Raw genomic sequence first — 24,647 nt, forward strand, 5'->3', positions numbered from 1 at the left:
AACGTTTTGTAAGTGATAGTCGGTCTGCTCGTGTGAGCCACACATGAGCGACAATGACCCATTCGACGGTTCGCCGGTGTCGCGCCGGCGGTTCATGCAACTGTCGGCGGCGACCGGTGCCGCCCTGACGCTTCCCGGGAACGCGACGGCCGACGCCAGCGACTCGGCGTTCTCGACGGAGTATCAGTACGTACTGAACCACACGCCCGAGGACTACGAGGTACCGACGCTGGTTCGATTCTCGGATGCCAGCGGCCCGGCGGCGATGGAGGGGCTCCTCGATGTCGAGATGGAGACGATTACCTCTCCGGAGCCGGCCGGCTACGCCCAGTTGACGACGACGCAGGCCTCGACCCTCGCGGAGTTGCCGTCCGCCTCCGAGTTCCAGTTCGCGCCGGGGTCGAACCCGTTCTGGCGTATCGGTTACTACCCCGCAGGGGTCTTCCCGGAACCGCGGCGGTCGGTCGACTACATCGGTTTCGAGCAGCTGAAGGACGGCCTCGACGTGCTCGAGCAGCGCTATCCCGACCGGATTCGCGTGAAGAACATCGGTCAGTCGCCGGGCCACACCAACAACGTCACCGACCGCCCCGACCCCAAGGGGATGTACGTCGTCGAGTTGACGAACTTCGATTCGGCGACGGACTTCGAGGACAAGGAGAAGGTCTTCTTCTCGTGTTCGCTCCACGGACTGGAGATGGCCGGCCGCGAGACCGGCGCTCGGGTGTTGGAGAACGCCGCCCGCGGCTCCGAACCGGACGTTCCCGGTAGCGACGCGAAACTCGAACCGTTGCTCGACGACGTGGTCGTCATCATCGGCTTCGTCAACCCCGACGGTTGGGCGGTTCGGAACCCCCAGTACGATTCGGGGTGGCAGGTCGGCGGCCCCGGGACGGGGACCCCACGGGCGCCGGCCGCACCGCTGTACGAACGCGGCAACGCCGAGGTGTTCGACACGAACCGACAGTATCCGGCCGTCGGTTACATCAACCCCGCACACTTCCCGGCGCCCCCGGCCAACTACACTGGCGAGGAACCCACCTTCGTCAACGAGAAGGTGCCGGACGCGAAGGCGCTCGTCGACTACTTCCAGGACTACGAGAACCTCAACTACGGCGCAGACCTCCACGGCGGTCCCGTGTTCAACAACTTCGTGCTGGGACTCATTTCACAGGACCAATTCAACACCCGTGAACTGCACGAGGTCTACGAGATGTGTCTCAACATCAACGACACGCTGGCGGAGGCCCTCGACACCTGGGAGACCGTCGGGCAGGCCCGCGTCGACCTCGTCGGCGACCAGCAGTTCTCGCCGGTGTTGTTCGGCGTCGTCCCGGAGAGCGCCTTCGACTACGCCACCATCTACGACACCATCGGCTACACGGTCTCGGGGGCGTTCCTCGACTGGATGGCCCACCCCGAACCCATCGGGCTGGACATGACGACGCTGGACTTCGAGATGTCGTTCAACCACATGCTCGGCGGCAACGTCTACAACCCCGAGCTGTTCGAGATGGAAGTCACCGGCTACCGAGCAGCCATCCGAACCATCACGCAGTTCGCGGTCAACAACACCGACACGCCGACGACCGACGAGCAGTTCAGCACCGAAACCGAGACTGGCGGCGATTCGGTCGCCTACATCACGACGGGCGAACCCGGGAGCACCGACGATGCCCTGCGACGGACCGAGAGCCAACTGAGTTTCGACTCCGACACCCGGTTCTACGAGACGACTGAGGAGACCGAACTGACCGCGGACCGCACCGAGTTGACCTTCGACGTGACGGAGGCGGACCTCAACAGCATGGGGGTCCACCTCCACGGACAGGACGTCATCGCGGACCTCGAACTCCGCTCGCCGTCCGGCGAGACGGTGTACGAGTTCGAGGGCGTCACCGACGAGCGAGTCGGCGGCAAGTGCTGTGGTTTACCGGAGTTCACCGTCAGCGACCCCGAACCCGGCACGTGGACGCTCCGCATCGCCAATTACCAGGAAGCTGGCCAACTCGTCGAGATGCAGCGGTGGACGCTAGCCGCTCAGAGCAACCCCGACCCCTCGAGCGTCGACAGTTGGGGCAACGAGGGATACGAACAGACCGCCTACGACGTGACGCCGTTCCAGTTCTTCGAGGACTACCAGTCCGCCGAGAAGCGCGGGACCTTGCGGAACTTCATCCAGGATGGCGGCTCGGTGGAACCGGTCACCGTCGAGGACGTAAAGCAGGGTGCACTCGATGGGTACGAGCACGCAGTCCTCATCCACGACTACGTCTCGCCGACCGAGCGCATCTCCGAGGGCGTCTCGGAGAACGTCGACGCGAACGTCGAGATTACGGAGGGCGTCACCGACGACGACTACACCGACGCTCTCGACGACTTCGTCGATTCGGGTGGCAACCTCGTCGTCACCGACACCGGCACGTACGTCCTGCCGGAACTCGACAACGACCTCTTCGACGGGTCCGCCATCGGCGAACCCAACGTCCAGCGGCAGTTCCTCGACGTGGCGCGGTACACCGACAAGAACCTCGACCATCCGCTGTTCGACGACAGCGTCCGACCCATCCAGAACCAACTCTGGAAGGTCCAGCCGCTCGGCTATCAGGTCAGCGGCTCGGCACCGATGGACCTCCTCGACGAGTCGGCCTTCCTCTCGGCGGCCAACGAGGGTATCGCCTCTGTCGCGGCACGGACCAACGGGCTGGTGGCGACCGGCTCGGTCACCGAGAGCACCGACAGCGGTTGCGGCATCCACTACATCTCCTCGCTGCTCCCGCCGGCGACGCAGGCGAACCTCCACCCCTTCGGCCTGCAGAACTACACGGTGACCTTCCTCGGGAACGTCGTGTTCACCTCGGCGCTCGGATTCACGCAGATTCGTGAGACGGGCGAGACGAAACGCGAGTACGGCCGCGTCGACGACTGGAGCGTCGACCCCGGCGGTGTCGGGGCGACCCTCGCCGCGTCCGGGAGCCGGAACGTGGATGCGTCGGCGACGCCCGGCGGACGCGCCAATCGTGTCGAGGTGACCGTCGAGTCGGTCGATACCGATGCCGATGCCGTCGAGATTCGGGATTCGTTCCCGCCGGAGTGGGAACTGCTCGAATCGTTCGGTGACGGCGAGAAAGACGGCGACGGCGTCGTCTCCTTCGGCACCTTCGACACCGACGACCTCCCCAGCGGCGACGGCGACTCGAAGACGTTCACCTACTTCATCGAATCGCCCGACAGCCCCCAGGAAACCAACGCCTACGAGGTCGGCCCCGCCGAAGTGCTGGCGACGGTCGACGGCGAGGACCTCTCTGCGACGTTCGCATCGGCGGCGAACGTCGTCGCGGTCGGCGTCTCGCTGTAGGCTTCACTCGCCGTCCACACCCTTTTTCGCCGCGGGGAACCAGCCACCGGTATGACAGACCACGCGCTCGTCATCGGTGGCACACGATTCATCGGCCGACACACCGTCGAGGAGTTCCTCGATGCGGGCTACGACGTGACGATTTTCAACCGCGGTAACCACGATAACCCCTTCGCCGACGACGACCGGGTTGCCCACGTCTCCGGCGACCGGACCAACGAGGCGGAACTCCGTCGGGCGGGACTCGACATCGACCCCGACGTCGTCGTCGACTGCGTCGCCTACTACCCACGCGACGTCCACACGGCGACCGACATCTTCAGCGACGTCGACGCCTACGTCTACATCTCCTCGGGGGCGGCCTACGGCGACGAGCGGATTCCGAAACGCGAGGGGGAGACGGCGCTGTGTGACTGCTCGACCGAGCAGGCGGTCGACGACTCGATGGACTCCTACGGCCCCCGGAAGGCAGAGGGCGACCGTGCGGTGTTCGCCGCCGCCGACCGCGGCGTGAACGCGATGGCTGTCCGGCCGCCGGTCGTCTACGGCCCCTACGACTACACCGAACGGTTCAACTACTGGATCGACCGCGTCGAGAACCACGACCGCATCGTCGTTCCCGGTGACGGGACGAACCTCTGGCACCTCGTCTACGTGAAGGACGTGGCCTCGGCACTCCGGACCGTCGCCGAGGAGGGTTCGGCCGGCGAGGCGTACAACGTCGGCGACGGCCACGCGCCCGTCCTCGGCGAGTGGGTCGAGTTACTCGCCGACGCCTGCGAGACAGATGTCGAGACGGTTCACGCGAGCGAGCGGGAACTCGGCGCGGTCGGACTGTCGCTGGACGATTTCCCCATCTATCGGGGGTACCCGCACCTGCTGGAGACGAGCAAGCTTCGGGCGCTGGGCTGGGAGTCGACGCCTCACGAGACGGCGGTGGCGGAGACGGTCGAGGACTACCGCAACTCCGGCCGAACGGGGCGGGACAACGGCCCGGACCGCGAGACGGAAGCGCGCTTACTCGACGTACTGGAGACGGTCCAGTAGGGGGAACGGTTTTTACCTGTCCTCGCACACGTCCGCTATGTTCGAGAAGTCGTCGTGGATTCGCCTGCCGCGAAGCGTCGTCGTCGGTCACGGCGTCCTCGACAGCGCCGTCGAGGTCATCGACGAGTTGTATCTCACCGGACGGCCGCTCATCGTCACCTCGCCGACGCCGGAAGAGTTGGCCGCCGACCGCCTCGTCGAGGCCTTCGAGGCCGCCGGCTTCGACCCCGCGATAGCTATCGTCGAGGAAGCCACCTTCTCAGCCGTCGAAGAGGTCTTGGAGACGGCCGAAGCGGTCGATGCGGGCTTTCTCATCGGGTTGGGCGGCGGCAAGCCAATCGATATCGCGAAGATGGCGGCCGACGAGCGCGGCTGTGGGTTCGTCTCGGTACCGACAGCAGCCAGCCACGACGGCATCGTCTCCGGTCGGGGGTCGGTACCGGACGGCGACAGCCGCCACTCCGTCGCCGCCGACCCACCGCTTGCGGTCATCGCCGACACCGAACTCATCGCCGAGGCGCCGTGGCGGCTGACGACCGCGGGGTGTGCCGACATCATCTCCAACTACACGGCGGTGAAGGACTGGCAGTTGGCCCACCGGCTGAAGAACGTCGAGTACAGCGAGTACGCCGGTGCCCTCTCACAGATGACAGCCGAGATGCTCGTCGAGCAGTCGGGGTCCATCAAACGCGGCTTAGAGGAGTCGGCGTGGGTAGTCGTGAAGGCGCTGGTGTCCTCGGGCGTGGCGATGTCGATTGCGGGTTCCTCGCGGCCCGCCTCTGGTGCCGAACACCTCATCTCCCACCAGTTGGACCGCATCGCACCCGGAGCGGCGCTGCACGGCCACCAGGTCGGCGTCGCCTCCATCGTCACGGAGTACCTCCACAGCGGCGAACGCGGGGAGTGGCACCGCGTCCACGATGCGCTGGCCGGCATCGACGCGCCGACGACCGCCGAGGACCTCGGCATCGACCCCGAGCAGTTCATCGAAGCGATGACGACGGCCCACGAGATTCGGGACCGCTACACCATCTTGGGTGACGGCATCGAGGAGGACGCCGCAATCGAGGCGGCGACGGTCACCGGCGTCCTGTAAGGTTCCGGATTGGACGGGTTTATGAGGCTCCCGAACATCGACCTGTCAATGAGTTCTCCCGATATCTCCGGCGGCGTCTCCGCCTATCTGGACGCGCTCTACGAGCGATACGAGGGGTTCGACGTACAGCAGACGACGGTGTCCGTCGACAGCGAGGAGTTCGACTCGGTCGACACCCGCAGCGACATCGCGGAAGTTCGGGTTCGTGTCGAAGGTGCCGACGGCGTCTTGGCCGTCAGCGGCGACGACGAGTGGGTGACCCCCGGCGGTGTCGTCGAGGCGGGTGGGTCACTGCCGGCGGCGGCACGGGAACTCGTCGAGCGACAGACCGGCGTCGACTGCCGAATCGAGACACTCGAGCGCGTCTCGTTGGTGTGTCTGCAGTGTGACGCCTCCGAGCGAGAGGTGTGGCAACTCTCGGCGCTGTTCGAGGCGAGTGCCGACGGCGACGCCGAAACCACGACACCCGCCGAGGGGGCCGCGTGGCGACAGAGCGTCTCGGAGTCCTCGGCCGCGTTCTAGCGGTCCGTGGCCAGCAGACCGTACCGGACCACGTCGACGCGTTCGCCGTCGACGTAGCCGTGTTTCCGGAAGCGACCCTCCTCGACGAAGCCGTTCTTCTCGAGGACCCGCTGACTCGCCTCGTTGGTCGCGAGGGCGTCCGCACTCAGTTTCTCGAGGCGGCGCTGGTCGAAGGCGTACTCGACGAGCAACGAGACCGCGGCCGTCGCATACCCCTGGCCGTGGGCGTCGGGGTCGACGTAGTAGCCGATCTCGGCGATACCCCAACTCGGGTCGATGCCATTGAGGCCGACGATGCCGACGGGGTCGCCGTCGTCACAGATGAGCAGGTGGACCTCGCCGTCGGCGGTGACGACGTTTTCGTAGAACGCCTGCTCGTCGGCCATCGTCTGGGGGTCGGCGTTGAACAGCGACCGCCAGACGCGTGGGTCGTTGACGAGTCGGTGGAGGAACGGCAGGTCGTCTTCCTCGACCGTGTGGAGGTCGACCGTATCGCCGCGGAGGAAGGCTGGACCGGGCATATTTCCCTCGTGGACGGAGAGTGAATTGAAACTATCGGCAGTATGTTACAGATTAGCACATAACGTCGCCAACCCGACAGCGAAAAGGGGGAGCCACCCACCCATTGGGTATGGGAACGCCGCTGGAGCCACGCGAGGAACAGGTCGTCGAGGTACTCGAGCGACTGTACGAGCAGTACCCCGACCCCGAAATCTCACTCGATTTCTCGAACCGACTTGAGTTGCTCATCGCGGTGATGCTGTCCGCACAGTGTACCGACGAACGCGTCAACAAGGTCACCGCCGACCTCTTCGAAAAGTACGACGGGCCGGAAGCGTACGCCGCGGCCGACCAAGAGGAACTCGCCGAGGACATCAACTCGATCACCTACTACAACAACAAGGCGAAGTACATCCGCTCGGCGTGTGACGACATCGTCGAGAAACACGGCGGCGAGGTTCCCGACACGATGTCGGCGTTGACCGACCTCGCGGGCGTCGGCCGCAAGACGGCCAACGTCGTCCTCCAGCACGGGCACGACCTCACGGAGGGAATCGTCGTCGACACCCACGTCCAGCGCATCTCGCGGCGCCTCGGAATCACGGAGATGCGGTCCCCGGAAAACATCGAGGAGGATTTGATGGGCATCGTCCCCGAGGACGACTGGAAGGAGTACACCCACCTGCTCATCAGCCACGGACGGGAGACCTGCACCGCCCGGAACCCGGACTGTGCCGGCTGTGTGTTGGCCGACATCTGTCCCTCCGAGAAGGGCGACGGCGCCGTCGACCTCGCCGACGGCAGCGAGTGGTGAAAACCGGGGCGCCGACCGTCAGAACACGTACGCCGAGAGATACCGCGTGAAGCCGGTCAGGAAGGCGATGAGCCAACAGCCGACGTAGCCGAAGACGCCGATGCGGAGGCGTCGGCGCCAGAACTCCATGTTGTCGCCGCCGATTTCGTCGAGCAGTACGTCCTCGTCGTACTCGGTGTAGAGGTCGTGTTCGTACTTCGCCCGGAAGATGCGGACGATGCCGGTGAAGCCGAACGCGAGGAACGCGTACGCTTGCAGTCCGAAGAAGGCGTGTGCGGCCGCGAAGCCACCGAACTGTTCGAGCAACCGCGGAAGCATCCAGAACAGAAGCGGCACCGTCGTCAGCGTCAGGCCGGTGAGGATGAACTTCAGGTGGTAGGTGAGGATCCCCCACGTAATCTCCTCGTTGTCTATCATTATCCACGCGCCGTACAGAAAACAGGGGAAACTGGCGGCGACGGAGACGACGACGAGGGTCGCGATTTGTGCGTCCGTGGCCATTGTCGGCGGTAGGGACGGCGACGGTTTGAGTGTGCCGTGTCGTCCGCGGTCGGAAAGCGTAAGCCCTCGACGGCCCAACGTCCCCCAATGGCCGACTCGCGGGACCCGACCGAGGAGGCAGCGGACGCCACGGATTCGGCGTCGACCGACGCCGAGGCCGCCGAATCCGACGGCACAGAGCCGGATGCGGGCGCCGGCGGGACGGAGACGCTCTCGACCGAGGAACTGCGCCGGCAGGTCGAAGAACAGTACGACTTCGATGACTTCGGCCCCGCGGAGATGGCGGAGATGTCCGCCGACGAGTGGGAGGCCGTCTTCGACGCGGACTCGTGGATAACTGGGTCGGAACTGCTCGACCGGGTCGAGGACGAACTCCGGTCGAACGTCGAGCGTCGAGAGGTGTTCGCCGTCGTCGAGCGCGTCGGCGAGGGCGACGACGACCGGGTGGTGGCCTACTCCGACGAGGGGTACGTCATCGTCCGCCCGGACGGGTCGATTCAGGGCACCGGGACGATTCTCCGGGACGTCGAGCCGATGATTGCGCTGTGTGCGATGGAGGAGTACGACGTCCCGGAGGTCGACGACGACGCCGGCCTGCCCCACCCCGATACGGTTCCGGAAGGGAGCGGCGACTTCGGCAACCGAATGTTGCAGGTCGTCGCGGGTGCGACGACGCTGTCGGGGGTCCTGTTCCTCCTCGTGTGGCTCGCGAGCATCGTCGATTTAATCGGCATCGGCTTCGGCGGCGCCATCATCGTGACGCTGGGGTTGTTCTTCCTCGCCATCGGCTTCTTCCTCTTCTTGACGGTGGCGAACGCGCGACTCTCCGACCGGATGCGCTCCGAGCAGTACCGAGACAGACTCCGTGCGGTCGGCGCCGGTTCCGACGAGCGGCCGTCGTTTCTGCCGGAGGAGGCCTTCGAAGCCGGCGGTCGGAAACTCGAGGAGGCGATGGAGCGAATCCACCGGGAGGCCATCGAGGAGGCCGACGAGGGAAGCGAGATTCAGTCGGGAGACAGGTAGGAGGTCCATCGCTCCGCGAGGGGAGGAGAACGCAGAGACAGGCGTTTAGACGCCGCTACAGGGGCCTCTCACGAGGGCGCCATCGGTGGGTTTAAGCACAAACAGTCCTGACCAACAGGTGTATGAAAAGGCGGGACTTCATGCGTGCTGCCGGTGGTGCGTCGGTGGCCGCGACGGCGGCCGCGGGCGCGGCACAGCCAGCCGCAGCCGCAGAGGAAGGAGGCGGCTCGGGCGGCGGCGGCAACCTCGAGCCGGACTTCGGAGCCTATCTCGACGACGCCAATCTGTACGAGTCGGCCGAGGACCTCCGTGACCAAGACGAAGTGACCATCTCCGTCGGCGCCGGCGACGGCCTGGCGTTCGACCCGGCTGCCGTTTGGATTTCGCCGGGAACGACGGTGACGTGGGAGTGGACCGGTGAGGGTGGTGCCCACAACGTCGTCGCCAACGAGGGGCCGGCAGAACTGAACAGCGGCGACCCCGTCGATTCCGGTTCGGAAACCTACGAGTTCGAGTTCACGGAAGACCACGCCGGTATCACGACGTACTACTGCAACCCACACGAAACGTCGGGTATGAAGGGCGGTATCGCCGTCGGCGACGACGTGCCCACCATCGACACCAGCGGGCCGTCGCTGAAGGACCCCTCGCACTTCGGTGTGGACATCCACGAACACTGGGTCGGCGTCAGCGTCATCCTGATGATTACGGTGTCGCTGCTGTTCACGTTCTTCATGCTCAAGTACGGCGAATCGCCACACACGAGCGGAGGTAACTGACCATGTCCGACAACAGTTACGGCGCGATACACCGCTACGAACCGGCGCGTGAGAGCACCGTCGCCGCGATTACCATCGTGTTGCTGTCGGTCATCCAAATCGTCTTCGTCGGCGTGTTCACCTACGGCTTCACCGCCGGGTGGGGCGTCGGCACCTCGACGGGCACGGAAGCCGGCAACGTCCTCCTCGGTCTGCTGCTCGCGGCCATCTTCATCAATCTCGCGTTCATCCTGCTGCTGTACCGCAAGGAGTTCCTCCCGGACGTGATGGTCGTCAAGAAGCGCCGTCGTAAGTGGGAGGACCTCTACATCCGCGAAGAGGACATGTACGGTGAGGAAATCACCGACGGCACGCTGGACAAACTGAAGCGTGCCATCTACCCATACTACAAGAAATAACAATGAGTGACAAGTACCCAAGCGAATCCGGTCGTCGTCGCTTCGTCAAAGGCGTCGTCGGGAGTGCTGCGCTCTCCGGCGTCGGCGTCGGGGGCGCAGCGACAATCGACATCGCCACCCAACCGGGTGGTGGTGGCGGCGGTCCGACGCAGTTCGCCGCCATCCAGCAACTCGGCGGTCCAGCACCCAGAGGGATGCCGTACATCCCACTGGAGCTGGATGAGGAAGGATTCCTGCGTGGCATCTGGCCGGAAGTCGAAACGGTAACTCAGGAGGGTGTCACCTACGATGTCGCCGAGATGGAGTTGGGTGGTCAGACGTACTCTTCGGCGTGGTACCAGTACTGCGGCCGGCAGAACGCCGGAGGCGTCGAACCCAGCGCCGAGTTCGACAACTACTTCCGCGCCATCGGCTCACCGAGTTACGATTGGCAGGCTGATGAACTTGACGAGGGGGACCGCATCCACATCGACGACTTCGAGGGCTACGAGGACTGGGGCAACGGCCTCGGCGACGACGGCGTCGGCAAGCCCGCTGAGGCGACGTGGCGTTCGGAAGGTGTCGAGGGGCAACTGCCCGTGACGCTCATCCGGAGCACGCGAGTCGAGGAGTTGGCCCAAGAGGACTCCCCTGCGGGTAACTGGATCGAGGCCGCCTCGGCCAACGGCGTCATCGCGTACCTCAACGTCTGTACGCACTTCTGCTGTGTCCCGGGCTACAAGGACAGCGAGAGTGCCGCCCAATACGACGCCGAAAACGGCGTCTACTGTCAGTGCCACCAATCCACGTACGACCCCTTCACCCCCGAGTTCGGGACGTTCATCGCGCTCCCGCGACCTGACTAACAACCATGAGCCTAGAACGAAAAGACGAACACGACCACGAAGGGTGGATGGAGACGAAGGACCTCTCTCCCATCGAGGAGGTCTACCTGACCACCCTCATCTGGCTCGACAAACGGCTCCGCATCGTCGACTACCTGGAGCTGCTGGAGGACATGTACTACAAGACGAACCTCCAGATGCCGAAGAGCCACACCGAGCAGTACAACCTCGACAACAAGTTCTGGTACTGGTACCCGCTGTACGCGTTAGGGTCGTTCAGTACCATCGCATACGTGGTAGCAGCCATCACGGGCGCGCTGTTGGGCTTCTACTACGCTCCCTCGACGGCCGCACCGTCGGCGGATGCGGCCACCTCGGTCGCTTACTCGAACGTCCTGTTCATCATGGGCGATTTGAACTTCGGGACGTTCCTGCGGAGCCTCCACCGCTGGTCGGCGCAGGTGATGACCGCCGCAGTCTTCCTGCACATGCTCCGTGTGTACTTCACGGGCGCCTACAAGGAGCCGCGTGAGCTGAACTGGATTATCGGCATCGTCCTCATCTCGCTGACGATGGTGTTCGGGTACACCGGCTACCTGCTGCCGTGGAGCCAGCTGTCGTACTGGGCCGGCCAGATTGGCGTCGAGATGGCGCTGTCGATTCCGCTCATCGGCGACTGGGTCGCACAGCTCATCTTCGGCGGCTTCACGTTGGGTGAAGCGACGCTGCAACGAATGTACATCCTGCACGTCTTCCTGTTGCCGTTCGTGGTGACGCTCGTCATCGCCATCCACATCGGCATCGTTTGGATGCAGGGCATCGCTGAACCGCACTGATACAATGAGCAACGACGAACCCAAAACCGACGGCGGCGAACCGAAGACGGACGGAGGCGGTATCGTCCCGCAGGACGACCAGGCTCCGACGTGGAGCGAACGGAAAGAGCGCACGCAAGGGCTGGCTCGGCTGACCTACGAGTACTTCGAGCGGTCCCGACGGGAGGACGAGGACCTCCGTCGTGCCTCCGATTACGTCGAGCGCGACGTGCTCGCGTTCCCGACGTGGCCCCACGAGATGATTCGCAACCTCGCGATTACGTCGTTCTTCCTCGGAGCGATGTTCTTCATCTCGGCGGCGATTCCGCCGCACATCCCGGGCCCGGCCGACCCCAACTCCACGCCGGCGGTCATCCTGCCGGACTGGTATCTGTACTGGTCGTTCGGCCTACTCAAGCTGACGCCCATCAACCCCGAGCTGTCGCTGCTCGGCGGGCAGAAACTGATGTCGGACCGAACGTACGGCGTGCTCGCGAACCTCGTCGTCGTCGGCGTCATCGCCATCGTTCCGTTCCTGAACAAGGGCAGCGCACGGCGGCCCGTCGAGGAGCCGTTCTGGGCGGCCGTCGGCGTCGGTGGCATAGTCTTCGCGTTCACCATCGCGGTGCTCGCAGTTCAGAACCTCATCACGGACCTGCTCCCGATGACGTCGGGTGAACTGTTCATCCTGACGTTCATGCTCCCGTTCGCGTTCGCCTTCGTCGCCTACTCGGTGCTGAAGACGATGCGCGAGGGGTACATGTTCGAACTCAACCGCCGGTACTACCGGCTCCGCCCGCCGAAGTAACGCGGCTCACCGTCTTTTCGTTCTCTCATGGTTTCAGACGACACTCCCGACGACGACGACAGCGACAGCACTGGCTCCGACGACGACCCTCGCGTCTCCGATGCGGAGGTGGCGGTCGGCGCCTCGGGTCGGGACATCGTGGTGCCGCTGCGGCTGTACAAGACGGTCACCGTCTTCTCGACGCTCATCGCCATCGTCTCGATTCTCGGGGGGTTCGTCCTGCTGGACCGCGGCACCCAGCGTTCGACGGCGAGTCCGGAGGACGTGAACCTACTGCTCGTCGCAATCGGGCTCGCGCTCATCGTCGGCGGGAGCGCAGTGTACGCGTTCTCGACTCGCTTCCGGACGGCGGGAATGGGAAAGTCTAAAGACGACACCGACGAAGATTCGGATAATGGCTGATGAATTCGCGAAAGGACTCGCCATCCTCACGGGCGGGGGGCTCGTCTGGATGGCCATCTCCTCGTGGCTGACGACCGAGAGCTTCGAAGGGACACAGCTCATCGCGGCGCCGCCGGAGGACCCCGGCACGTACGCAGAGTTGGTGTTGCTCCTCCGTGACGTGACCGCCGGGTTCGTCATCATCGGAGTCATCACGTTCTGGTTCCTCATCCCGGCGTTCTACGAACTGCGCGATTACTTCGACGAGCGAAGCGCCGAGGCGTAACGTCGACGCTCCGTCGACAGCAACACGGTGTGACTTTCCTGACGGCAGTTCGATACTGACAGCAGTTGCTCGTCCGTCTGGAACGACTTTCGAAGTGACGCGTGGCGTCGACGGACAGCTCTCGGAATCGCGTTCGGTGGGTCCACCGGTCGGATACGAGCCAGCGTAAAAAGAGACGAGTGCTACGACCGGTCAGACGATGGCGCTCCAGAACGGCCGAACGAGGAAGAACAGCGTCTGGTAGGCGATGTACGCGAGTGCGAAGCCGGAGGCGGCGAGGGAGCCCCACGGCCGTTCGACGTCCCAGTCCTGTCGTGCTTCGACCTTCCGGGATTCGAACTCGAAGACGTCGGCGACGACCATCGCGACGACGAACAGCGAGACGACGAGGCCCGCGTGGCGGTTGACCGTGAGGTAGTAGAACGACCCGACGACGAGCAGGAAGTTCGTCGCGACGCGGAGTGGGTTTCGACTGACGGCGTCGGCGCCGTCTTTGGCTTGTTTTGCGATTCGTCTGTACTCGATGCCTCGGCCGAGAACGTTGAGGAGGATGAGCGCCAGCAGCACGTACCCGATGACCGGCGCGAGATACGTATCGACCGGGCCGAACAGCGTAACCGATGGGTCCATACGTTGGCGTCGGCACGGAGCCCATTAATGTGTTTCCAAATCCCGGGCGCTATCGTTCCCGGTCGACGACGAACTCGGCGAACGACCGGAGCTTCCGTTCCGCCCCGTCTTCAAGATCCACATCGTCGAGGTGGGCCTGCGACTCCGCCGAAAGGTCTTCGGCGACGCCGCGTGCGTACTCGACGCTTCCAGCGGATTCGAGGATGTCGATGGCCTCCATGACCTCCTCGTCGGTGTTCTCTTCGGCCCACAGCAATTCCTCGAGGCGTGCCACCTCCTCTGCGGGCGCGTTGTCGGCGGCGTGGATGACCATCAGGGTCTTCTTTCCTTCGCGGATGTCGTTGCCGACACCCTTTCCGAAGGAGCCGCCTTCCTCCATCGCGTGTTCGATGTCGAGTACGTCGTCGGCTATCTGGAAGGCGACGGCCATGTCCTCGGCATAGTTCGCGACGGCGTCCTCGGCGTCGGGGTTCTCGGTGACGATGGCGGCCAACCGGGCGACGATGCGCCCGAGACAGCCGGTCTTACAGGCACACATTTCGAGGTACTCGGGTTCGCTGATGCGGACCTCCTTCTCGTTGTGCCAGCAGATGTCCATTCCCTGTCCGAGATGTGTCCGATTGAGTTCGAAGGTTAACATCTCGTAGGCGGCCAGTCGTGTTTCGGCCGGAAGGTCGGCCGGATTCCGTGTGATGACCTTCAGCGGGAGGAAGTACATCGCGTTGCCGGCGTTGAGCGCCACGTCCATCCCGTGGGTGTGGTGGAGTGCGGGACTGCCCCGGCGGTGGGTCGCGCCGTCCTCGACGTCGTCGACGATGATTGTTCCGTTGTGCAACACTTCGGGGATAGTGGCGTACTCGAGGAACTCCTCGGGGTTCTCGTCGAAGGCATCGACGAACAACAGAAAGAGGACGGCCCGCCAGCGCTTGCCGCCGCGGTCCAGCAGGTCCCAAATGGGGTCGGCGAGGGCGCGCTGAATCGCCGTCGGGTCGTAGGCGAACGTGGCCTCGCCGAAGAACTCCGTGAGGTACGCCTCGTCGACCTCGCGGGGGAGCAGCGACTCGATGGTCTCGTCGACTACCGGCCGCCACTCGTCGAGTACGCTACGCATATCTCCCCCGTTGCGGTGGCGGGACAAAAACCCTCCCGTGCGCCGGTCGCGGACGGGGCCTTTTTGCCCTCCCCGGCCGTCCCTTCGGGCAGATGAGTCAGCGCGTCGGTGTCGTCGGTGACGAGGCGTTCGCGGCGGCCGTCGAAGGAGCCGGCGGTGACCCGGTCGTCGGGGCGGCGAGTGACCTCGACGGAATCGAGGTCGCCGTCGCGGACGGCGAAGCCGCGGTCGTCGACCTGTTGCGGGCGGCGGTCGACGTTCCCGTCCTCCCGGTTGACGCGGGAAGCGGCGTTCGCTCGGTTCCTTCGTCGGACCTCGAATCGGCGCTCGAACGCGTTCTCGAGGGCGCCTATCGGACTGAACGCCACCCGGTCGTCTCCGCCCAGCGTGCCTTCAACGGCGTCCGCGCGCTGTTCGACGTGATGCTCGTGGCCGCCGAACCGGCTCGCATCTCGGAGTTCTCGGTTCGATGCGGCGGAGAGAGCGTCGCCAGGTTCCGGGCCGACGGCGTCGTCGCCTCGACGCCCGCCGGAAGCGTCGGCTACAACAGCGCCGCGGGCGGCCCGGTGGTCGCGACCGGAACCGACGTGGTGTCCGTCGTTCCGCTCGCTCCTTTCGCCACCGACGCCGACCAGTGGGTGTTGCCGCTGGAGGAGGTGACGCTCTCCGTCGAGCGAGACGAGACCCCGGTCGAACTGCTGGCCGACGGCCGAACCGAGCGCACCGTCGCCGCAGGCGAACCCGTCACGCTGTCGACGACCGACGCCTTCGAGACGGTGGTCGTTCCCGAGTCGGTGCGGTTCTTTTGAGCGGCGGAATCTGACCGCTTAAATCGCTCGCGCCCCGAGTCGGAACCATGACGGACGACTTCGACGACGACCTGCTCGTCGCACTCACCGAAGCGCGGGGCGTCCCGGGCTACGAAGACCGCGTGCGCGCGCTCGTTCGCGAGGAACTCGAACCGCGCGTCGACCGGATTCGCTCCGACGCGATGGGCAACCTCGTCGGCAGCGTCGGGTCGGGAGAGTACGACGTGGTCGTGGCGGCCCACATGGACGAAATCGGCTTCATGGTTCGTCACGTCGACGACGACGGCTTCCTCGAACTCGACGCCCTCGGCGGGTGGGACCCCAGAATCCTCCGCGCCCAACGGGTCACCGTCCACACCGACGACGGCGACGTTCCCGGCCTCATCGGGTCGGCACCGCCCCACACGTTGTCCGAGGAGGAGCGCGAAAAACAGCCCGACGTCGACGACGTCCACGTCGACTTGGGGCTCGACGCCGAGGCCGTCTCCGAGCGCGTCTCCGTCGGCGACCTCGTGACCGTCGACCAGACCACCGAACGCGTCGGCGAGTTCGTCACCGGCAAGGCGCTCGACAACCGCGTGTCCGTCTTCGCCATGCTCGAGGCGGCCAAACGGCTCGAGAACCCGGACGTGACCGTCCACTTCGCGGCGACGACACAGGAGGAGGTCGGCCTCCGGGGTGCGGAGGCGCTCGGCGTCGACCTCGACCCCGACCTCGTCGTCGCCCTCGATACGACTGTCGCCAACGACGTTCCCGGTTTCGAACCGGGCGAGCAGGTGACGCGACTCGGGGAGGGCGCCGGCATCAAACTCAAAGACGGCAGCGTCATCACGAACCACAAGGTCCACCGTCGGCTCCGCGCGGTGGCCGAAGACGGCGACATCGACCACCAGTTCGAGGTGTTGCCGGCCGGCGGTACCGACACGGGCGGCCTCCAGCGGACCTCAGGGGCGACGCCTGCGGGCGCCATCTCCGTGCCCACGCGGTACCTCCATACGCCGACCGAGAGCGTCCACGTCGACGACGTAGACGCAGTCGTCGACCTCCTCGTCGCGTTCCTCGACAGCGAGGACGGGAGCCACGACTACACGCTGTAACTGGTTAATTGGGCGTACTCGCGCAGCATCCGCGAGGGCGGCGAAGCCGCCCGATGCGGTTCACGCCGCGCGAACGGAATGAGCGCGGCGGCAAGGCGGGTGACCGTAGGGAACCCGCCGCTGCTTTTTCATCGACGTTCGGAAGACGCCGATGGCGTCTTCCGAGCCCATCAGAAATCTCCGATTTCTGAGGGCGTTTTTGCCGGGTCGGCTGCGCCGACCCGTGCAAAAAGGTCGGCGCGAATGAACAGATTCAGTACGGGGTGGTGGCAAAAGGTCGGTATGAGCACGAACGACATGAGCCGTCGTGGGTTCATGACGGCAGCGGCGGGGACGGCCACCGCTGCTGCCGCCGCGGGGACGGCTGCCGCACAGACGGAGGTTCCCGAGTTCAGCGGGTATCTCAGCGAAGCGAACCTCTACTCGGAGGACGGCGTTCAGGACGCCCGCGGACAGGAGGAACTGACGATTAGCGTCGGCGCGGGCGACAACGGGCTGGCGTTCGAACCCGCGACGGTGTGGATTTCGCCCGGAACGACGATAACGTGGGAGTGGACCGGCGAGGGCGGCGCCCACAACGTCAACACCAACGAGGGCGAAGCCGAACTCGACAGCGGGTCCGCGGTCGCCGAGGAAGGGACGACCTACGAGTACGAGTTCACCGAGGACGACGCCGGTATCACCGAGTACCGCTGTATTCCCCACGAACCGCAAGGCATGCGAGGTGGCATCGCGGTCGGTGACGACGTCCCGACCATCGAAGTCGGCGGCGGCAGCGAAGGGCCGGCTATCATCATCCCCGACAGCGCGCTGGCACTGACCGTCGCGACGTTTATCGGGCTGGCGACGACGCTCGGTCTCGGGTACTTCTTCATGAAGTACGGCGGCGACTACGACGAATAACGGACGCTCACGGCGAAATGCGGCGTTTTCAGGACGTTTCGATTTCTAGTTCCACGTCCCGACGCTTCCCTTCGAGGTCGGCGACGATGCGTCTGACGACGCGTTCGGCCTCCGACTTCACTTTCGGCGTTATCTTGTCGACGACCCAGTCCAGCGAGACGAACCGCGGGAGGTTCAACGCGTTTCCGTTGGCGGAATCCGGCGCGTATCTGATGCGCATCGTCACCTCCGTTCCCTCTCCGCTTGCGTGGGGTTCGACGAGCCACTGACCGACGGCGTCGATGTCCTTGATGATGCGCCAGTCGATGCGGTTCGGTGGGTCCACGTCGGTGACGCGGGAGCGGGCGGTGTAGTTGAGTTTCCACCACGAGAAGTCGAGTTCGTACTCGGTTCCTGGTTCGCCGTCACCGAACTGCCTGACGCCGGTGAGGTGTTCGGAGTACTCCGCGTAGCTCCGAAAGCCGAGCAGGAAGTCGTAGACCTCTTCTGGCGGGAGATAGACGACGGTCGTGACCTCGACAGTGTCCACACCTCTCGTTAGGGTGGCGATGTGGTAAGCGTTGGCCCGACTACAGGCGGTCGGCGACGGTTTCGACCGCCTCGATGCCGTGGACTTCGCCGCCGAGTCGCGGCACGAGCGTCAACGGTAGTTCGAAGCGCTCGCGGGCCTCCTCGATGCGCTTCTGTTGGCTCTCGTGGGTGTCCTGACAGAGGTCACAGCCGGGTGTCGGGTCCTCGATGACCTTGTTGACGATGGCCCGACTCGCCGGGATGTCGTAGCGCTCTAACTCCGCGAGCAGGCGCTCGGTCTCCAACACCGCCATCGTCTCGGGGATGAGCACGACGCGGAATTCCGTCCGCTCGGGGTCACGCAACACCGCCGCGACGCGCTCCATGCGGTCCTGTAACTCTTCGAGGTCGATGTCGGCCTCGGTGTCGGTGTCGTCGTCATCGTCCTCGCCCGACCCCACGAAACTCCGAACGGAGTCGGCGAGACTCGACACCTGCGAGCGGACCGAGATGAGTTTCCCCATCGCCGAACTCATCACGTCGGGGAGTTTGAGCAGCCGGAGGGTGTGACCCGTCGGCGCGGTGTCGAAGACGATGTACTCGTAGCGGGGGTCGTCCATGTAATCCAGAAAGAGGTCCAACGCGGCGGCTTCGTCGGTTCCCGGCGCGACGCCGGCTTCGAGGACGTCGTCGACGTCGCTTTGGTCCAGAGAGATGCCGAGGTCTTCGAGTTCTTCGAGTGCGGCGCCGACCTGTCCGCGGTACTGGCCGATGCGGTCCTCGGGGTCGATTTCGACGCCCCAGAGGTCGACATCATCGCGGATTCGCGTCGGTTCGTCGTCGACCGGGGCGTCGAAAACGTCCGAAAGCGAGTGTGCGGGGTCCGTCGAGACGACGAGCGTCGAGTGTCCCTTGCGGGCGTACTTCAACGCGGTCGCGGCCGCACAGGTGGTCTTGCCGACGCCGCCTTTCCCGCCGTAGAGTACGTACTGCGTCACGTGCGCTTGTACGGCGCCGTCGGCTTAAACCGTCCCCCGGTCCGAACCGGGGCGTTTGTAGGGAGTGGGAGAAAACGGCCGAGCATGAGCGAAGACGATACCCCCCGCGTCGCCGTCATCGGCGGCGGCGTCACCGGACTGACCGCAGGAACCTTTCTCGCACGAGCGGGATTCGACACCGTCGTCGTCGACCACGGCGAATCCCTCCTTCGCCGGAACGCCCACCTCGAAAACGTCCCCGGGTTTCCGGCCGGCGTCAACTCTCGGCTGTTCCTCGAGTTGCTCGAAGCCCAGGCGGGCCGCAACGGCTGTCTGTTCGAACAGGGACTCGTGACGAACCTCGAACCGGACGGGGAGGCGTTCCAGCTCCGCGTCGAGGGTGACGAGGAGTTCGACCTCCGGGCCGACTACGTCCTCGTGGCGTCGTGGGCCGACACCGACTATCTCGAGGCCATCGACGGCGTCGGACTCACCAAACGCGGCTCGAAGACGTACGTCGACATCGACGACGACGGCCGGACAGGCGTCGACGGGCTGTATGCGGCCGGTCGCATTGCCGAGAAGGCCCACCAAACCGTCGTCTGTGCGGGCCACGGCGCCGACGTGGCGCTGACGCTCGTCGACGACTCCGAAGTGCCGTACTACCACGACTGGGTCGCCCCGGAGGGGTACTTCACCGAACGGGGCCGGGAGGTGCCGCCGGGGTGTGAGGAAATCGACGAAGAAGAGCGCCGCCGCCGCGAGCGGGAGTCGATGGAGGTGATGGTCGAGGCGTTCGAAGACCACCACCCCGACGAACCGACGATGCATCCGAGCGTCGTCGAGAAGCGCCGCGAAGACGGGGCGTAACGAACTCAGTACTCGAAGTCGGTGTCGATGTCCCGACCGGTTTCGGTCATCTCGACGGCGGCCTCGCTGTACTGGAGTACTTTCTGCATGTCGCCTTCGATATCGAACTCCCCGGACATCATGCCGTCGACGGGGCCGAGTTCGCCCTGGAACAGCCGAACCCAGTTGGAGTAGGGACCGCGGAAGACGAAGCCGTAGTCCTCCTCTTCGGGGTCGGTCACCTCGTAGGCGTCCGTACACTCGCCGTTCTCCAAGCCGAGGAAGAAGTACACCTCATCGCCGTCGTAGGCGTCGTCGGGTTCGACGACGAAGAGGAAATCGCCGTTGAAGCCATCGCCCCAGCCATCGCTTGCGGCGTCGTAGTCGTCGTTGTCGTTGAGCAACTCGCCGTACTCTGAAATCCAGGCGTCTCCGTCGCTTGGGAACTGAATCGCCATACATGTCGTGGAACTCCACAACGGATTGGCTGTTCTCCCGTGCATGCGGCGTGGGTTTAAGCCTCGTGGGAGGAAGTGTCACGATTCGGGCCGTGACGCCCGATGACGGCACGATGGTTTTTATTCGGGGGCGTCGAACGTCCGCCGATGCTCGATGGTGTCAACGTCGCGCTCGGGGTGTCGGGTTCCATCGCGGCGGTGAAGACGGTCGAACTGGCCCACGAACTCCGACGACAGGGCGCCGACGTGCGTGCGGTGATGACCGACGCGGCGACCGGTATCATTCACCCGTGGGCCCTGGAGTTCGCCACCGACAACCCGGTCGTCACCGAAATTACGGGGTCGGTCGAACACGTCGAGTTGGGCGGCTACGACGGGTGGGCCGACGTGTTATTGTTGGCGCCGTCGACGGCCAACACCATCGGAAAGGTCGCGAGCGCCGTCGACGATACACCAGTGACCACGACCGCGACGACGGCCCTCGGTGCTAACCTCCCCGTCGTCGTCGCCCCGGCGATGCACGCGCCGATGTACGACCACCCCGGCGTACTCGACGCCATCGAGACGCTGGAGTCGTGGGGCGTCGAGTTCGTCGACCCGCGACTCGAAGAGGGGAAAGCCAAGATTGCGGCCGAGGAGTCGATAGTCCTCGAGGTGGCGCGTTCGACGAGCGACCGGTCGCTCGCCGGGAAACACGTCGTCATCACGAGCGGTGCGACGAGCGAGTCCATCGACCCGGTTCGGGTGCTGTCGAACCGGTCGTCGGGACGGACCGGTCGGGCAGTCGCGAAGGCCTGCTACGTCCGCGGTGCCGACGTGACCGTGGTCCACGACGGTCCGGACCTACCGTACGCCGACGTAATCGAGGTCGAAAGCGCCGCCGAAATGCTCGATGGCGTCCGCTCGGTCGTCGACGATGCCGACGCGCTCGTCTCGGCGGCCGCAATCAGCGACTACACCGTCGAGGCGGCGCCCGAGAAGATACGCTCCGGTCAACAGTTGTCGCTCGACCTCGAACCGACGCCGAAACTCATCGATACGATTCGCGCCGACTACCCGGAGCTACCCATCGTCGGGTTCAAAGTCGAAACGTCGGGCGACGACGACGCCCTCGTTGAGAAGGCCCGCGAGACGTTCGAACGGGCCGACCTCGACTTCGTCGTCGGCAACGACGCGAGCGTGATGGGAGAGGACACCAGCCGAATCCTGCTGGTCCGGCCGGATTCGGTCGCGAGCCACCGAGGCAGCAAGACCGAAATCGGCGGGCACGTTGCCGATGCGCTCGCGGCCGAGTTGACTGAGTGAGCGGTGCCCGAACGAGGACTTTTGCAGGTCGGTGGTGAACGCGCAAGCGTGTTCGACGACCGCGCGCAGAACGAGGTGACCGGAATGGTCGTCATCGTCGGCTTAGCGGTTATTCTGTCGCTGTTCTTCGGATTCGTCGTCTTCCAGAACTTCACGACGCCCGGCGACGACGTTCCGAAGGTCGCCTTCGAATACACCCACGACGAGGCGGCCGAGGAGCTCACAATCGCCCACAACGCCGGTGATGCCTTCGCCGCCGACGAGGTGTTCGTCCTCGTCCGTGACGCCAACGGGAGCGTCACCGGTACTCGGGTGTGGGGTGGCTCCGGAACGGTCAGTTCGGGTGATTCAATCACCGTCGACGGGGTCGAACGCGGTGCGAGCGTTCGCATCGTCTGGGTAGCGGGCGCCGGCGAACGCACCTACGTCATCGGTCGGTGGGGCGGGTCGAGTTCGTAGTCGCTCGGAGTTTTTATACCGGCAGGACCGCTTGGGGGTATCGATGCGCTCGGACCGAGCCGTCGTCGTCGCCACCGTTGCCGTCGTCATCGGCGTGACCGTGGCGTCGGGGCCCCTCGTCGGCGTCTCGCTGACCGACGAGCAGTCGTTCGCTCCGGGGTCCGGAACCGCGAACGTCACCGTCGAGACGGTTCCCGACACCGCGACGCTCACGCAGTCGAACTACGGCTCCGGCCCCTACACCCTCCGTCTCGACCCTGCTCGGATTCGCGTCTCGTCGGTGTCTGGCCAACCGACGGTCGCCTACGAACTCGCTGTCGACGGGTTGAACCACTCCCGAACGAGCGTGACGTTCCTCGACGATGGCTACGAGGGCCGCTACGACCTCGCCTTTTCGGCCTCCACGATAGCGCCCGACCGAGTCGACGAAACGCGATACGACGGGACGGTTCGGGTCTACGTCTACGACGAGCGGAGTGACCGTCTGCTGGTCGAACGCGACATCTCCATCGAGGTGAAACGGTGAACCGACGGATTCGACGACTCGGTCATGCCGTTTTCGGCGACCGATGCGGCGTCGTACTCTTCCTCGCGACGCTTTCGGTGTACGCCGTCTACTGGCGAATCGGTATCGTCATCACCGACAGCTACACAGTCGCGAACGCCCTCGTTGCGGTCGCTGACGGCCACCTGTATCTCGACGACGCCGTCTACGGAGCCGGCCTGGAGACGCCCGGAACCGGGACGGTCGACGGACGGCTGTACGGCCGCAACTACGGGCAGGTGTTTCTCGCCGTGCCGTTCCTGTTGTTCGTGGAGGCGATGGCCGCCGTCGCCGACCTCCGGGTCGCACTGGCGGCCGTCTGGGCGCTCCTCGTCGTCGGCCTCGCTCGCTTGGTCGGCCGGGAACTCGACCGCCCGAAGTACGCGGCCTACGTCGGAAGCGCTCTCGCTCTGACGGGCTTTGCCGCTGCCATCGCCGGCACGACGACCATCGACGCCGACCGCCACTACCTCATCGCACTCCAGATGCAGACGATGGTCGCTGCCGCACTCGTCGGTGTCGTCTGCTATCGCCTCCTCGCGCGAGTCTACGACCGCCGAATCGGCTTCGCCGGTGGGGTCGCCGCGAGCTTGGCGACGCCCGTCGGCTTCTGGGCACAGTTCCCGAAGCGCCACGTCCTCGTCACGCTGTGTGTCGTCGCTTCGATGTACCTCCTGTATCGGAGTCGCGAGGGCGACGCCGTCGACGTTCGGTTTCGCGCCGCCGCCTACGTACCGGTCGGCGTCGCGGCGTGGGTTAGTGCCGCCGAAGGAGTGATTCTCCTCCTCGCGTTGCTCGCAGTGGACGTGCCGACGGCCGGTCGAGACCTCCGGTCGCTCGTGACTGCCGGGGCGACGTGTGTCGTCTCCGTCGTCCCGATGTTCGTGACGAACTATCTCATCAGCGGCAACGCCGCACAACCCCCAAGGGTGCTCAGCGCCGGCGGCGACGGGAGTCTCGCCGGTGACAACTCGGGGTCCTCGTCTGGGACGGAAGCGACTCCACAATCGTCTGGGACGGAAGCGACTCCACAACCGGGCTCGGAGACCCTCGACACGTTCATCGGGGCTACCGAGGTCGTTCTCCGACTGTTCGACTCCGGTATCGAGACACTCGTCGGCGAATCCGGTCGGCTGTATCACACCTTCGTTCGAGGTGGCTACATCGCCGACGTTGCGGCCCGTGACGCCGGTGAAGCGATTCGGCTCGCCTTTCTCGAAGCGATGCCGCTGGCGGCGGCGTTGCTCGCGGTCCCTATCATCGCGGTTCGGACGGATTTCGGCGCTCGCCTCCGCTCGGCTCTGGAGAACCGCCGACTCTCGGCGCTGGGTACCGTCGATGCCTTCGTCGCGGTCTATGCGACGGCGCTGACGCTGGTCTATCTGCCGCGGCTCCCGCTCCATGCGACCATCACTGTCCGATATCTCCTCGCGCTGTTCCCTATCGCGGTGTACGCCCTGGTACGGATGGGGTCCGTCAGGCGTGTCCTCGCGGAGCGACTCTATTTGGCTGTCTTCACCTACGCCTCGGGCGTCCTCATCGGCGGTCAACTGCTCGTCGTCTACCTGTGGGTCGTCGATGCGACGCGGGGGGAGGCAGTCCAGACTCACGCCCTCGTCGGACTTGGCACCGCAGCGTTGCTCGCCGGGTGGACGCTCTTCGACACCACCGGCCGCCGTGCGGACCGCTTCGGCGCCGTCGCACTCGGGCTGGCGGCCGCCTCGGGCACCGTCTTCCTACTTTTGGCGGGACTGTGGCACTTCGCCTTCGTCGGCGGACGGGCACTTCCCTTCGGGTAAGTCACTATCGTCAACTTTTACCGCTCGCTTCCTGTACGCCGGA

The 24,647-nt window shown here is 65.1% G+C and carries 28 protein-coding genes; 21 read left to right on the forward strand and 7 right to left on the reverse strand.

Annotated features, from left to right (window positions below; genetic code table 11):
- Positions 1-43: 43 nt before the first annotated feature.
- Genes HWX69_RS07450 through HWX69_RS07465 form a run of 4 tightly spaced genes read left to right on the forward strand, consistent with a single transcriptional unit; the run spans position 44 to position 6,023 of the window.
- Positions 44-3,358, forward strand: coding sequence for a M14 family metallopeptidase (locus tag HWX69_RS07450; RefSeq protein ID WP_178916447.1), 3,315 nt, complete (start codon positions 44-46; stop codon positions 3,356-3,358).
- Positions 3,359-3,409: 51 nt separating this feature from the next.
- On the forward strand, positions 3,410-4,405 hold the full coding sequence (locus HWX69_RS07455) for an NAD-dependent epimerase/dehydratase family protein (protein WP_178916448.1): 996 nt from the start codon (positions 3,410-3,412) through the stop codon (positions 4,403-4,405).
- A 37-nt stretch (positions 4,406-4,442) separates the two neighbouring features.
- The gene (locus tag HWX69_RS07460) at positions 4,443-5,501 is read left to right on the forward strand and encodes an NAD(P)-dependent glycerol-1-phosphate dehydrogenase (RefSeq protein WP_178916449.1); all 1,059 of its coding nucleotides are present in this window, start codon (positions 4,443-4,445) and stop codon (positions 5,499-5,501) included.
- 48 nt (positions 5,502-5,549) lie between these two features.
- Entirely contained in the window at positions 5,550-6,023 is a 474-nt protein-coding gene (locus HWX69_RS07465) for an NUDIX hydrolase (RefSeq protein ID WP_178916450.1), read from the forward strand.
- Here the strand turns inward: HWX69_RS07465 and HWX69_RS07470 are convergent.
- Positions 6,020-6,544: a GNAT family N-acetyltransferase gene (locus HWX69_RS07470; RefSeq protein WP_178916451.1), complete on the reverse strand. Its 525-nt coding sequence runs from the start codon at positions 6,542-6,544 to the stop codon at positions 6,020-6,022. The genes HWX69_RS07465 and HWX69_RS07470 overlap by 4 nt on opposite strands.
- A 110-nt stretch (positions 6,545-6,654) precedes the next feature.
- Here HWX69_RS07470 and nth point away from each other — a divergent pair, with 110 nt between their 5' ends.
- A complete protein-coding gene (gene nth / locus HWX69_RS07475) occupies positions 6,655-7,338 on the forward strand; it encodes an endonuclease III (RefSeq protein ID WP_178916452.1) in 684 nt (227 codons plus the stop codon).
- Between the two features lie 18 nt (positions 7,339-7,356).
- On the opposite strand, the gene HWX69_RS07480 is transcribed toward nth, so the two are convergent.
- Positions 7,357-7,839 carry a DUF7321 family protein gene (locus HWX69_RS07480; protein ID WP_178916453.1) on the reverse strand — a complete coding sequence of 161 codons (483 nt, stop codon included), beginning with the start codon at positions 7,837-7,839 and terminating at the stop codon, positions 7,357-7,359.
- Positions 7,840-7,926: 87 nt separating this feature from the next.
- Here HWX69_RS07480 and HWX69_RS07485 point away from each other — a divergent pair, with 87 nt between their 5' ends.
- The 8 genes from HWX69_RS07485 (at position 7,927) to HWX69_RS07520 (ending at position 13,153) form a co-directional block, all read left to right on the forward strand.
- Positions 7,927-8,862, forward strand: a complete 936-nt coding sequence (locus HWX69_RS07485; protein WP_246286418.1) for a DUF7319 domain-containing protein — start codon at positions 7,927-7,929, stop codon at positions 8,860-8,862.
- A 122-nt stretch (positions 8,863-8,984) separates the two neighbouring features.
- Entirely contained in the window at positions 8,985-9,641 is a 657-nt protein-coding gene (locus HWX69_RS07490; protein WP_178916454.1) for a halocyanin domain-containing protein, read from the forward strand.
- Positions 9,638-10,039, forward strand: a complete 402-nt coding sequence (locus HWX69_RS07495) for a DUF7318 family protein (protein ID WP_178916635.1) — start codon at positions 9,638-9,640, stop codon at positions 10,037-10,039. Before HWX69_RS07490 ends, HWX69_RS07495 begins: the two co-directional genes overlap by 4 nt.
- On the forward strand, positions 10,036-10,884 hold the full coding sequence (locus HWX69_RS07500) for a Rieske 2Fe-2S domain-containing protein (RefSeq protein ID WP_178916636.1): 849 nt from the start codon (positions 10,036-10,038) through the stop codon (positions 10,882-10,884). The genes HWX69_RS07495 and HWX69_RS07500 overlap by 4 nt, the downstream gene beginning before the upstream one ends.
- A 5-nt stretch (positions 10,885-10,889) precedes the next feature.
- Positions 10,890-11,699, forward strand: coding sequence for a cytochrome b (locus HWX69_RS07505; protein WP_178916455.1), 810 nt, complete (start codon positions 10,890-10,892; stop codon positions 11,697-11,699).
- 4 nt (positions 11,700-11,703) lie between these two features.
- Positions 11,704-12,486, forward strand: a complete 783-nt coding sequence (locus HWX69_RS07510) for a cytochrome b family protein (RefSeq protein WP_178916456.1) — start codon at positions 11,704-11,706, stop codon at positions 12,484-12,486.
- Positions 12,487-12,513: 27 nt separating this feature from the next.
- Entirely contained in the window at positions 12,514-12,888 is a 375-nt protein-coding gene (locus tag HWX69_RS07515) for a DUF7315 family membrane protein (RefSeq protein WP_348642993.1), read from the forward strand.
- On the forward strand, positions 12,881-13,153 hold the full coding sequence (locus HWX69_RS07520; RefSeq protein WP_178916457.1) for a DUF7314 family protein: 273 nt from the start codon (positions 12,881-12,883) through the stop codon (positions 13,151-13,153). Before HWX69_RS07515 ends, HWX69_RS07520 begins: the two co-directional genes overlap by 8 nt.
- Before the next feature lie 192 nt (positions 13,154-13,345).
- Here the strand turns inward: HWX69_RS07520 and HWX69_RS07525 are convergent, their stop codons facing one another.
- Entirely contained in the window at positions 13,346-13,783 is a 438-nt protein-coding gene (locus HWX69_RS07525) for a DUF7313 family protein (RefSeq protein WP_178916458.1), read from the reverse strand.
- A gap of 49 nt (positions 13,784-13,832) precedes the next feature.
- Positions 13,833-14,894, reverse strand: coding sequence for a polyprenyl synthetase family protein (locus HWX69_RS07530; protein ID WP_178916459.1), 1,062 nt, complete (start codon positions 14,892-14,894; stop codon positions 13,833-13,835).
- A gap of 92 nt (positions 14,895-14,986) precedes the next feature.
- Here HWX69_RS07530 and HWX69_RS07535 point away from each other — a divergent pair, with 92 nt between their 5' ends.
- From HWX69_RS07535 to HWX69_RS07545, 3 genes are all read left to right on the forward strand, one after another.
- Positions 14,987-15,703 (forward strand): NAD(+)/NADH kinase, encoded by a 717-nt coding sequence (locus HWX69_RS07535; RefSeq protein WP_178916460.1) that lies wholly within the window; start codon positions 14,987-14,989, stop codon positions 15,701-15,703.
- A gap of 47 nt (positions 15,704-15,750) precedes the next feature.
- Positions 15,751-16,800: a M42 family metallopeptidase gene (locus HWX69_RS07540; RefSeq protein WP_178916461.1), complete on the forward strand. Its 1,050-nt coding sequence runs from the start codon at positions 15,751-15,753 to the stop codon at positions 16,798-16,800.
- A 282-nt stretch (positions 16,801-17,082) separates the two neighbouring features.
- Positions 17,083-17,703: a halocyanin domain-containing protein gene (locus HWX69_RS07545; protein WP_178916462.1), complete on the forward strand. Its 621-nt coding sequence runs from the start codon at positions 17,083-17,085 to the stop codon at positions 17,701-17,703.
- 28 nt (positions 17,704-17,731) lie between these two features.
- Here the strand turns inward: HWX69_RS07545 and HWX69_RS07550 are convergent, their stop codons facing one another.
- The gene (locus tag HWX69_RS07550; protein ID WP_178916463.1) at positions 17,732-18,232 is read right to left on the reverse strand and encodes an SRPBCC family protein; all 501 of its coding nucleotides are present in this window, start codon (positions 18,230-18,232) and stop codon (positions 17,732-17,734) included.
- 40 nt (positions 18,233-18,272) lie between these two features.
- Positions 18,273-19,211 (reverse strand): TRC40/GET3/ArsA family transport-energizing ATPase, encoded by a 939-nt coding sequence (locus HWX69_RS07555; RefSeq protein WP_178916464.1) that lies wholly within the window; start codon positions 19,209-19,211, stop codon positions 18,273-18,275.
- 84 nt (positions 19,212-19,295) lie between these two features.
- Here HWX69_RS07555 and HWX69_RS07560 point away from each other — a divergent pair, with 84 nt between their 5' ends.
- Positions 19,296-20,060 carry an FAD-dependent oxidoreductase gene (locus HWX69_RS07560; protein WP_178916465.1) on the forward strand — a complete coding sequence of 255 codons (765 nt, stop codon included), beginning with the start codon at positions 19,296-19,298 and terminating at the stop codon, positions 20,058-20,060.
- A 5-nt stretch (positions 20,061-20,065) separates the two neighbouring features.
- Here HWX69_RS07560 and HWX69_RS07565 read toward each other — a convergent pair whose 3' ends face one another.
- Positions 20,066-20,497, reverse strand: a complete 432-nt coding sequence (locus HWX69_RS07565) for an SCP2 sterol-binding domain-containing protein (RefSeq protein WP_178916466.1) — start codon at positions 20,495-20,497, stop codon at positions 20,066-20,068.
- Between the two features lie 147 nt (positions 20,498-20,644).
- Between HWX69_RS07565 and coaBC the strand changes: the two genes are divergently transcribed.
- From coaBC to HWX69_RS07585, 4 genes are read left to right on the forward strand one after another with little or no spacing between them, the layout of a single operon-like run.
- Entirely contained in the window at positions 20,645-21,802 is a 1,158-nt protein-coding gene (coaBC, locus tag HWX69_RS07570; RefSeq protein WP_178916467.1) for a bifunctional phosphopantothenoylcysteine decarboxylase/phosphopantothenate--cysteine ligase CoaBC, read from the forward strand.
- 48 nt (positions 21,803-21,850) lie between these two features.
- Entirely contained in the window at positions 21,851-22,261 is a 411-nt protein-coding gene (locus HWX69_RS07575; protein WP_178916468.1) for a type IV pilin domain-containing protein, read from the forward strand.
- Positions 22,262-22,304: 43 nt separating this feature from the next.
- Positions 22,305-22,787, forward strand: a complete 483-nt coding sequence (locus tag HWX69_RS07580; RefSeq protein WP_178916469.1) for a hypothetical protein — start codon at positions 22,305-22,307, stop codon at positions 22,785-22,787.
- On the forward strand, positions 22,784-24,604 hold the full coding sequence (locus HWX69_RS07585) for a hypothetical protein (RefSeq protein WP_178916470.1): 1,821 nt from the start codon (positions 22,784-22,786) through the stop codon (positions 24,602-24,604). Before HWX69_RS07580 ends, HWX69_RS07585 begins: the two co-directional genes overlap by 4 nt.
- Positions 24,605-24,647 lie beyond the last annotated feature (43 nt).

The sequence above is a fragment of the Natronomonas gomsonensis genome (genome assembly GCF_013391635.1).
In the GTDB taxonomy this organism is placed as follows: Archaea; Halobacteriota; Halobacteria; order Halobacteriales; family Haloarculaceae; genus Natronomonas; species Natronomonas gomsonensis_A.